Origin of the sequence: Kineococcus gurbantunggutensis, assembly GCF_050871925.1 — a bacterium.
In the GTDB taxonomy this organism is placed as follows: domain Bacteria; phylum Actinomycetota; class Actinomycetes; order Actinomycetales; family Kineococcaceae; genus Kineococcus.
In genome coordinates, this window is record NZ_JBJLSG010000178.1 from 1 (window position 1) to 9373 (window position 9373).

8 protein-coding genes are annotated in these 9373 nt (G+C 73.8%); 5 read left to right on the plus strand and 3 right to left on the minus strand.

Annotated elements, in window-relative coordinates:
• Positions 1–59 precede the first annotated feature (59 nt).
• The 3 genes from ACRYR7_RS21980 to ACRYR7_RS21990 form a co-directional block, all read right to left on the minus strand.
• On the minus strand, positions 60–1163 hold the full coding sequence (locus ACRYR7_RS21980) for a BMP family lipoprotein (protein ID WP_432574249.1): 1104 nt from the start codon (positions 1161–1163) through the stop codon (positions 60–62).
• Between the two features lie 159 nt (positions 1164–1322).
• The gene (locus ACRYR7_RS21985) at positions 1323–2561 is read right to left on the minus strand and encodes an amidohydrolase (protein ID WP_432574250.1); all 1239 of its coding nucleotides are present in this window, start codon (positions 2559–2561) and stop codon (positions 1323–1325) included.
• A 74-nt stretch (positions 2562–2635) separates the two neighbouring features.
• Positions 2636–3766 carry a mannose-1-phosphate guanylyltransferase gene (locus ACRYR7_RS21990; RefSeq protein ID WP_432574251.1) on the minus strand — a complete coding sequence of 377 codons (1131 nt, stop codon included), beginning with the start codon at positions 3764–3766 and terminating at the stop codon, positions 2636–2638.
• Positions 3767–4207: 441 nt separating this feature from the next.
• Between ACRYR7_RS21990 and sdhC the strand changes: the two genes are divergently transcribed.
• The 5 genes from sdhC to ACRYR7_RS22015 all read left to right on the plus strand — a co-directional run.
• Positions 4208–4579, plus strand: coding sequence for a succinate dehydrogenase, cytochrome b556 subunit (gene sdhC / locus ACRYR7_RS21995; protein WP_432574256.1), 372 nt, complete (start codon positions 4208–4210; stop codon positions 4577–4579).
• A gap of 11 nt (positions 4580–4590) precedes the next feature.
• Positions 4591–5097: a succinate dehydrogenase hydrophobic membrane anchor subunit gene (locus ACRYR7_RS22000; protein WP_432574252.1), complete on the plus strand. Its 507-nt coding sequence runs from the start codon at positions 4591–4593 to the stop codon at positions 5095–5097.
• Positions 5098–5122: 25 nt separating this feature from the next.
• Entirely contained in the window at positions 5123–6958 is a 1836-nt protein-coding gene (locus tag ACRYR7_RS22005; RefSeq protein WP_432574253.1) for an FAD-binding protein, read from the plus strand.
• Positions 6958–7803: a succinate dehydrogenase iron-sulfur subunit gene (locus tag ACRYR7_RS22010; protein ID WP_432574254.1), complete on the plus strand. Its 846-nt coding sequence runs from the start codon at positions 6958–6960 to the stop codon at positions 7801–7803. The genes ACRYR7_RS22005 and ACRYR7_RS22010 overlap by 1 nt, the downstream gene beginning before the upstream one ends.
• Positions 7804–7903: 100 nt before the next feature.
• Positions 7904–9373: ABC1 kinase family protein (locus tag ACRYR7_RS22015; RefSeq protein ID WP_432574255.1), on the plus strand; the 1470-nt coding region annotated here is incomplete at its 3' end.

A 9373-nucleotide genomic window follows, 5' to 3' on the forward strand; every position in this document is an offset into this window, starting at 1 on the left:
CGGGGAGAGGGTGCAACAGGGCCCGGGTGGCACCGCCGGGCGGGCGGCCCGGCCCGGTCTCAGCCGGCGGCGATCGCGCTGGGCGAGGTGATCTCGATGGAGCCGTCGACGATGCCCTGGCGCACCGTCTCCAGCTCGCTCTTCAGCTCCGCGGGGACCTGCGCGTCGAAGCGGTTGAAGGGCGCCAGGCCCACGCCGTCGTTCTCCAGGGTGCCCACGTAGGAGCCGGTGGGCACGTCGCCCTCGGCGACCGAGAGGGCGTACTCCTTGACCGAGTCGGTGAGGTTCTTCGTCACCGAGGACAGGAAGTAGTCGCAGTACTGCTCGGCGCTCTCGCAGCCGTCGGTGTCGACCCAGATGAGGTTGATGCTCCCGCCGGCGGCCTCCGCGGCGGCGCCGGCGCCCAGGCCGGCCTGGCCCGCGACCGGCATGATGATGTCGGCGCCCTGGCCGGCGAGGGTCTCGGTGATCGAGCGGCCCGCGGCCTGGTCCTGGAAGCTGTTGGCGAAGGTGCCGCCGTCGGGGTTGTTCTCGTCCCAGCCCAGCACGCGCACGTTCGTGCCCTTCTGCTGGTTGTGGTACTGCACGCCCTCCCAGAAGCCGTCCATGAAGATGGTGACCGGCGGGATGGGCAGGCCGCCCCAGGTGCCGACGACGCCCGTCTTGGTCATGCCGGCGGCGAGGTAGCCGCCCAGGAACGCGGCCTCGGCGGTGTTGTACTGCAGCGCGTAGACGTTCTCCTCCTCGGAGGAGGAGTCGATCTCGGCGAACGCCTGGTCGGGGTTCGCGGCCGAGACCTCCTTGATGGAGTCGGCCATCAGGCCGCCGACGCCGATGATCGTGTCGCAGCCCTGCTGCACCTGCGCCTGCAGGTTCGGCGTGTACTGCGTGTCGTCCGCGGAGGGCACGTAGGAGATCTGCAGGTTCTCGTTCTCGGCCTTGGCGGCCTCCAGGCCGGCCCAGGAGGACTGGTTGAACGAGCGGTCGTCGACGCCGCCGGTGTCCAGCACCATGCACGCCTTGATCGTCTTGCCGCCGCTGGAGGCGGTGGCGTTGGGGCCTTCCACGGCGTCGCCCTCGGGGCGCTCGCCGCAGCCGGCCAGCAGCAGCAGCGCGGTGGCACCGACGGCCGCGGCGGGGGCGAGGCGGGTGAAGGTCTTCACGGGTGGGGTCCTCCAGGTCGTCCGGCGGGTCGTCCGGCGGTGCGGGCGCGCGGGGCGTCGAAGCCAGTTCGACGAGCGCGCGGTCATCGTAGTGCGCAACTTGACCGGATCAGGCCGCTGCGGCGGGCGTCTTGCCCGGATCGAGACCTCGGCGGGCCCTCAACGGAGCAGCGCGCGCGGCGCGGCGGCCGCGGCCGCCATGACGCGCACCCCGACGCCCAGCGCCGCCTCGTCCGGTGCGTAGTCGCCCCGGTGCAGGTCGTGGTCGGGGCCGCCGGGGGTGCGGGTGCCCAGGCGGACCATCGCCCCGGGCACGTGGTGCAGGTACCAGGCGAAGTCCTCCCCGCCCAGCGACTGGCGCGTGGGCAGCACCGCGTCCGGGCCCAGCACGGCGCGGGCGGCCTCCTCCAGCACCAGCGTGGCGCGCACGTCGTTGTCCACCGGCGGCACCCCGCGCACCAGGGACACCTCCGCGCGCACGGAGTAGGGGCGCACCAGGTCGGCCACGACGTCCTCGACGAGCTCGCCGGCGTGCTGCCACGCCTGCGTCTCCATGCAGCGCAGCGTCCCGGCCGCGTACCCCTCGGCGGGCACCGCGTTGGCGGCGTCCCCGGCGTGCACCGCGCCCCAGGTGAGGTTCACCCCGGCGCGCGGGTCCACGCGCCGGGCCAGCACGGCGGGCAGCTGGGTGACGACCTGCCCCAGGGCGAAGACGAGGTCGCCGGCCAGGTGCGGGCGGGAGGTGTGCCCGCCGGTGCCGGACAGGCGCACGGTGACGTGGTCGGAGGCGGAGGTGATCGGGCCGGCCTTGAGCCCGACGGTGCCGGCGTCCAGGCTGGGGTCGCAGTGCAGGCCGTACAGGGCGGCCACGCCCTCCAGCGCCCCGGCGCCGACCAGGTCCAGCGCCCCGCCGGGCATGACCTCCTCGGCGGGCTGGAAGAGCAGGCGCACGCGGTGCGCCAGGGCCCCGGCGCGGTGCAGGTCGGCCAGCACCAGCGCGGCGCCGGCCACGGTGGCCGTGTGCACGTCGTGGCCGCAGGCGTGCGCGACGCCGGGGACGGTGGAGGCGCAGGCCAGGCCGGTGGTCTCCTCCAGCGGCAGCGCGTCCAGGTCGGCGCGCAGCCCCACCCGCGGCCCGTCGCCCGGGCCGGTCTCGGCGATCAGCCCGGTGCCCGGCAGCAGCCGCACCTCCAGGCCGCCGGCGGTGAGCAGGTCGGCCACGGCGGCGGTCGTGCGGTGCTCGGCGCGCGCCAGCTCCGGGTGGGCGTGCACGTCGCGCCGCAGGGCCACCACCGCGGAAAGGTGCCGCGCAGCCAGGCGGTCGACCAGCTCCGCGGCCGGCGGGCCCGGGGCCGGTGCGGGCGCGCTGACCGTCTCGTTCCCCGTGCGGCTGCTCACGCCACGGGACGGTACCCCCGCCCGCGCGCCGGTCCCGACCGCCACCGCCCGGTCGGAGCACCGCGCCCGGGTGCTCAGACCACCGAGTCCAGCCCGGCCTCCTTGGCGCGCTGCACCAGCTTCTTGACCTCCTGCGCGCGGGCGCGGGTGGTCACCAGCAGCGCGTCGGGGGTGTCCACCACGACGAGGTCGTCCACGCCCAGCAGCGCCACCACGCGGTCGTTGGCCGGCACGACGAGCCCGCCGGCGACCTGCTCGGTGATCACCAGGGCGGAGTCGCCGAGCACGCGCGGCTCGTCGACCTCGGCCGGCAGCAGCTCGGCCAGGGAGGAGAAGTCGCCGACGTCGTCCCAGCCGAAGGTGGCCGGCACGACGGCCACGCGGCCGGCCTCGGCGGCCGGCTCGGCCACGGCGTGGTCGATGGCGATGGAGGGCAGCGCGGGCCACTGCTCGGCCAGCACGGCGTCGCGCTGCGGGGTCTCCCAGGCGTCGGCGATGCGCTGCAGGCCCGCGTGCAGGGCCGGGACGTTCTCGGCGAGCAGCTCCAGCAGCACGTCGGCGCGGGCGACGAACATGCCGCCGTTCCAGCGGTAGTCGCCGGTGGACAGGTACGCGGAGGCGGTGCGCGCGTCCGGCTTCTCCTTGAACTGCAGCACCCGGCGGGCGTTGGGGGCGCCCTGCAGGCGCAGCCGCTTGCCCAGGCGGATGTAGCCGAAGCCGGTGGCCGGGTGCGAGGGCGCGATGCCGATGGTGACCACGAAGCCGCGGCGGGCGGTGACGACCGCCTCCTCCACGGAGGACTCGAAGTCGTCGCGGCCGGAGATGTTGTGGTCGGCGGCGAAGGAGCCCAGCACCGCGTCGGGGTCGCGGCGCACGAGCACGGCGGCGGCCAGCCCGATGGCGGCGGCGGAGTCGCGCTGGCACGGCTCGCGCAGGATGTTCTCCGGCGGCAGCTTGGGCAGCTGGGCGGCCACGGCGTCGGCGTGGGCCTGCCCGGTGACCACCAGCGTGCGGCTCTCGTCGGTCAGCGGCAGCAGCCGGTCCCAGGTGGACTGCAGCAGGGTGCGCCCGCGGCCGGTCAGGTCCAGCAGGAACTTGGGCCGGTGGCTGCGCGAGAGCGGCCACAGCCGGGTGCCGGCGCCGCCGGCGGGCACCACCGCGTGGAAGTCCGACAGGTCGATGGTGGCGTCCTCGAGGTCGTCCACCGACCAGGGCGCCGCTCCCGCCGCTCCCGCCGGGCCGCGGCCCGCCGCCCCCTCGTCCCCGGTCGTCCGGTCCGTCCCGCCCTGATCCTGCACGCCTCGACCCCTCCCGTCCGCCTGCACGTCGGGGTGAACCTACCGGGGACGGCGCGGCCGCCGGGCGGGATCGGGCGCGCGGGGACCGCCGCCCGCGGTACGGTGAGGCGAACCTCACCTGCTCGGAGCAGGTCCCCGACCCCTGCGTGAGTCCTTCGTCACAAAACCTCCTCACCGGCCTCCGCGAGCGCGATGCCTCGCGGCCCCGCGCCTACGATGGGTCCAGGACGCCGCCACCCGAGCGCCGGAGCCCGGGAGCACCCGGCGTCGGACGAATCGAGGAGGACGCCGGTGGCCACGAGCCTCACCCCGCCGCCGCAGGGCACCACGCCGGGGGCGAAGTCAAGGATCAAGCCCCCGGGCACGCTGTACCGGGGCCGCGAGGGCATGTGGTCCTGGGTCATGCACCGCATCTCGGGCGTGCTGATCTTCTTCTTCCTCTTCGTGCACGTGCTCGACACCGCCACCGTGCGCGTGTCCCCCGAGGTCTACGACGGCGTGATCGCCCAGTACAAGAACCCCGTCATGGGCCTGGGCGAGGCCGGCCTGGTCGGCGCCGTGGTCTTCCACGCGCTCAACGGCGTGCGGATCATCCTCGTCGACTTCTGGCACAAGGGCACCCAGCACCAGCGCGCGATGTTCTGGACGGTCGTCGGCGTGTGGACCGCGCTGATGGTGCCCTTCCTCGTCCGCCACCTGTCCATCGTCTTCTCCCACTGAGGCGGCCAGCGATGAGCGCACCCGAGCAGACCCCCGGCGCCGGCTACGCCCCGGCGCTGGAGACCCCCCGCTCCCCCTACAAGCGCAGCCGCGCCACCCGCACCAACTGGGAGCTGTACGGCTGGCTGTTCATGCGGATGTCGGGCCTGGCCCTGATCGTCCTGGTCTTCGGCCACCTCTTCGTCAACCTCATGACGGGCGAGGGCATCCACCAGGTCGACTGGGGCTTCGTCGCCGGCAAGTGGGCCAGCCCCTTCTGGCAGACCTGGGACCTGCTGATGCTGTGGCTGGCGATGCTGCACGGCGCCAACGGCGTGCGCACCGTCATCAACGACTACGCCGAGCGCGACGCGACGCGGTTCTGGCTGAAGATGGCCCTCTACGTGGCGACCCTCGTCGTGATCGTCGTGGGCACGCTGGTCATCTTCACGTTCGACCCGTGCTCCTCCCCCGACCACCAGTTCTCGTTCTGCGCGCCCGCCGACGACGTGCCGACCGTCACCAGCCCCGGCAGCTGACCGGCGCGCGACCCGAGGAGACAACATGCAGACGCACCAGTTCGACGTGGTCATCGTCGGCGCGGGCGGCGCCGGGATGCGCGCCGCGCTCGAGGCGGGCAAGCGCGCCCGCACCGCCGTGCTCACCAAGCTCTACCCGACGCGCTCGCACACCGGTGCGGCCCAGGGCGGCATGTGCGCCGCCCTGGCGAACGTCGAGGAGGACAACTGGGAGTGGCACACCTTCGACACCGTCAAGGGCGGCGACTACCTCGTCGACCAGGACGCGGCCGAGGTGATGTGCAAGGAGGCCATCGACGCGGTCCTGGACCTCGAGAAGATGGGCCTGCCCTTCAACCGCACCCCCGAGGGGCGCATCGACCAGCGCCGCTTCGGCGGGCACACCCGCGACCACGGCAAGGCGCCCGTGCGCCGCTCCTGCTTCGCCGCGGACCGCACCGGCCACATGATCCTGCAGACCCTCTACCAGCAGTGCGTCAAGCACGAGGTGGAGTTCTTCAACGAGTTCTACGTCCTGGACCTGCTCCTGCTGCCCGCCGGCGAGGCCAGGACCGGCGACGAGATCGAGGGCGCGACCGAGCAGCCGCTCGTGCAGACCCCGCCGAGCATCGGCGTGCCCGGCGACAAGCGCGTCGCCGGCGTGGTGGCCTACGAGCTCGCCACCGGCGAGATCCACGTCTTCCAGGCCAAGTCCGTCGTGCTGGCCACCGGCGGCGCCGGCAAGGTCTACAAGACGACCTCCAACGCGCACACCCTCACCGGCGACGGCATGGGCATCGCGTACCGCCGCGGGATCCCGCTGGAGGACATGGAGTTCTTCCAGTTCCACCCGACCGGCCTGGCGGGGCTGGGCATCCTGCTGTCCGAGGCCGCGCGCGGCGAGGGCGGCATCCTGCGCAACGCCGACGGCGAGCGCTTCATGGAGCGCTACGCGCCCACCATCAAGGACCTCGCCCCGCGCGACATCGTCGCGCGCTCGATGGCCAACGAGGTGCGCGAGGGCCGCGGCGCCGGGCCGAACAAGGACTACGTCCTGCTCGACCTGACCCACCTGGAGCCGGCGCACATCGACGCCAAGCTGCCGGACATCACCGAGTTCGCCCGCACCTACCTCGGCGTCGAGCCGTACACCGAGCCGGTGCCGGTCTACCCGACCGCGCACTACGCGATGGGCGGGGTGCCCACGAACGTCGAGGCCGAGGTCCTCTCCGACAACAGCCACGTCGTGCCGGGCCTGTACGCCGCCGGCGAGGTGGCGTGCGTGTCGGTGCACGGCTCCAACCGCCTGGGCACGAACTCGCTGCTGGACATCAACGTCTTCGGCCGCCGCGCCGGCATCGCCGCCGCGGAGTACGCCTCCAAGGCGCAGTGGGTCGCGCTGCCGCCGAACCCCGAGGGCGCCGTCGTCGCCCAGCTCACCGAGCTGCGCGACCGCCCCGCCGGCTCCGAGCGGATCGCCGCGATCCGCTCCGAGCTGCAGGAGACGATGGACGCCAACGCCCAGGTGTTCCGCACCGAGGCCACCCTCAAGCAGGCCCTGACGGACATCGAGCGGCTCAAGGAGCGCTACGCGCGCGCCGCCGTCCAGGACAAGGGCAGGCGGTTCAACCTGGACCTGCTCGAGGCCCTGGAGCTCGGCTTCCTGCTCGACCTCGCCGAGGTGATGTGCATCGGCGCGCTCGAGCGCAAGGAGTCCCGCGGCGGCCACTTCCGCGAGGACTACCCCAACCGCGACGACGTCAACTTCATGCGGCACACGATGGTGTACCGCGAAGCCGGCGCCGACGGCCAGCAGACCACCCGCCTGGACTTCAAGCCCGTCGTCCAGACGCGGTACCAGCCGATGGAGCGCAAGTACTGATGTCCACCACCGAACAGGGACCCCTCGAGACCAACGCCGCCGCCGGGCCCGCGAAGTCCTCGCGGGCCGCGTCCGAGCACAGCGGCGGCGCCCAGCCGCGCGAGGGCGGCAACATCAGCGGCAAGGGCGAGGTGCCCAGCTTCGACGTGACGCTGAGGATCCGCCGGTACGACCCCGAGCGCGACAGCGAGCCGCGCTGGGAGGAGCACCACCTCACCATGTACGGCACGGACCGCGTGCTGGACGCCCTGCACAAGGTGAAGTGGGAGAAGGACGGCTCCCTGACGTTCCGCCGCTCCTGCGCGCACGGCGTGTGCGGCTCCGACGCGATGCGCATCAACGGCGTCAACCGCCTGGCGTGCAAGGTCCTGCTGAAGGACCTCAACATCGACAAGCCCATCACCGTCGAGCCCATCAAGGGCCTGCCGGTCGAGAAGGACCTGATCGTGGACATGGAGCCGTTCTTCGCCTCCTACCGCGAGGTGATGCCGTTCCTGATCACCAAGGGCGCCGAGCCGACCCGCGAGCGCGTGCAGTCGCAGGCCGACCGCGAGCGCTTCGACGACACCACCAAGTGCATCCTGTGCGCGGCGTGCACGTCGAGCTGCCCGGTGTTCTGGAACGACGGGCAGTACTTCGGCCCGGCGGCCATCGTCAACGCGCACCGGTTCATCTTCGACAGCCGCGACTCCGGCTCCGACCTGCGCCTGGAGATCCTCAACGACAAGGAGGGCGTGTGGCGCTGCCGCACGACCTTCAACTGCTCCGAGGCGTGCCCGCGCGGCATCCAGGTCACCAAGGCGATCGCCGAGGTCAAGCAGGCCCTCATCACCCGCAAGCTGTGAGCCGGGCGCCACTCGCCGGCGCCCCCTCGACCGGCCCGTCCCGCTCGCGCAGCGGGGCGGGCCGTCGCGCGCCCGGCCCACCTGGGTGAGGATGGGCCTCGTGCGCCACCAGGACCGCTACCTGCAGATCAGCCGTGTCCTGTACCGGCACGGCCTGGGCTACTTCGTCCACGCCCTCGGGCTGGAGCGCTGGGTGCTGCCCGACCGCCGCGCCGCCTCGCGCTCGCAGCCGGAGGAGCCGCACACCGTCGCCGTGCACGTGCGCCTGGTGCTGGAGGAGCTGGGGCCCACGGCGGTGAAGCTGGGCCAGATCCTCTCCACCCGCCCGGACCTGCTCAACCCGGCGTTCCAGCGCGAGCTGGAGAAGCTGCAGGACCGCGCCTCCCCCGTGCCGGCGGAGGCGATCCGCGCCGCGGTGCGCGAGGAGCTGGGCGCGGACCCGGAGAAGGTCTTCGCCCGCTTCGACCCGGTGCCGCTGGCCAGCGCCTCCATCGGGCAGGCGCACGCGGCGACCCTGGCCGACGGCAGCGAGGTGGTCGTCAAGGTGCGCCGGCCCGGCGTGGTGGAGGAGGTCGAGGCGGACCTGGAGATCCTGCGGGCGCTGGCCGCGCGCGCCTCGCACCGCTGGTCCGCGGCCGCCGACTACGACCTGGTGGGGCTGACCGCCGACTTCTCCGACACCCTGCGCGCGGAGCTGGACTACCTGCAGGAGGGGCACAACGCCGAGCGGTTCGCGCGCAACTTCGCCGGCGACCCGGACCTGCACGTGCCGGCGGTGCACTGGGACACCACGACCTCGCGCGTCATCACGCTCGAGCGGCTGCGCGGCACGAAGATCAGCGACCTGCAGGCGCTGGACGAGGCGGGCATCGACCGCAGCGCGCTGGCCGCGCGCGCCACCCGGCTGCTGGCCGACATGGTCTTCGAGCACGGCTTCTTCCACGCCGACCCGCACCCGGGCAACTTCCTCATCGAGCCGGGCGGGCGCATCGGCCTGCTGGACTACGGCATGGTCGGCGAGGTCGACGAGCGCACCCGCCGGCAGCTCGCGGCCCTGTTCGCCGCGTTCGAGCGGCGCGACCCGGCCCGCATCGCCGCCGCGTTCGCCGACATCGGCGTCACGAAGCACCGGGTGGACCGCGGCCGGCTGGCCGCCGACGCGGGCTACCTGCTCAGCCGCTACGAGGGGCTGCCGCTGGGGAAGGTGCGCATCGGCGACGTGGTGCGCGACGTGCTGGAGATGCTGCGCCGGCACCACCTGGCGCTGCCGCGCAACCTCGCGCTGGTCGTGAAGATGATCGTGATGACCGAGGGCCTGGGCTCCACGCTGGACCCGGGCTTCCAGATCGGCACGGTGCTGGGCCCGTACGCGCGGCGCATGGTCACCGGGCACCTGGACCCGGTGGCGATCGCCCGCCGGCTGCGCCAGGCCGGGGTGGACGCCGCCACGCTGGGCGTGGGGGGGGGGGGGGGGGGGGGGGGGGGGGGGGGGGGGGGGGGGGGGGGGGGGGGGGGGGGGGGGGGGGGGGGGGGGGGGGGGGGGGGGGGGGGGGGGGGGGGGGGGGGGGGG

Coding starts and splice junctions, on each gene's coding strand:
- ACRYR7_RS22010 (WP_432574254.1), top strand. CDS start 6,958: ATGTCCACCACCGAACAGGGACCCCTCGAGACCAACGCCGCCGCCGGG.
- ACRYR7_RS22000 (WP_432574252.1), top strand. CDS start 4,591: ATGAGCGCACCCGAGCAGACCCCCGGCGCCGGCTACGCCCCGGCGCTG.
- ACRYR7_RS22005 (WP_432574253.1), top strand. CDS start 5,123: ATGCAGACGCACCAGTTCGACGTGGTCATCGTCGGCGCGGGCGGCGCC.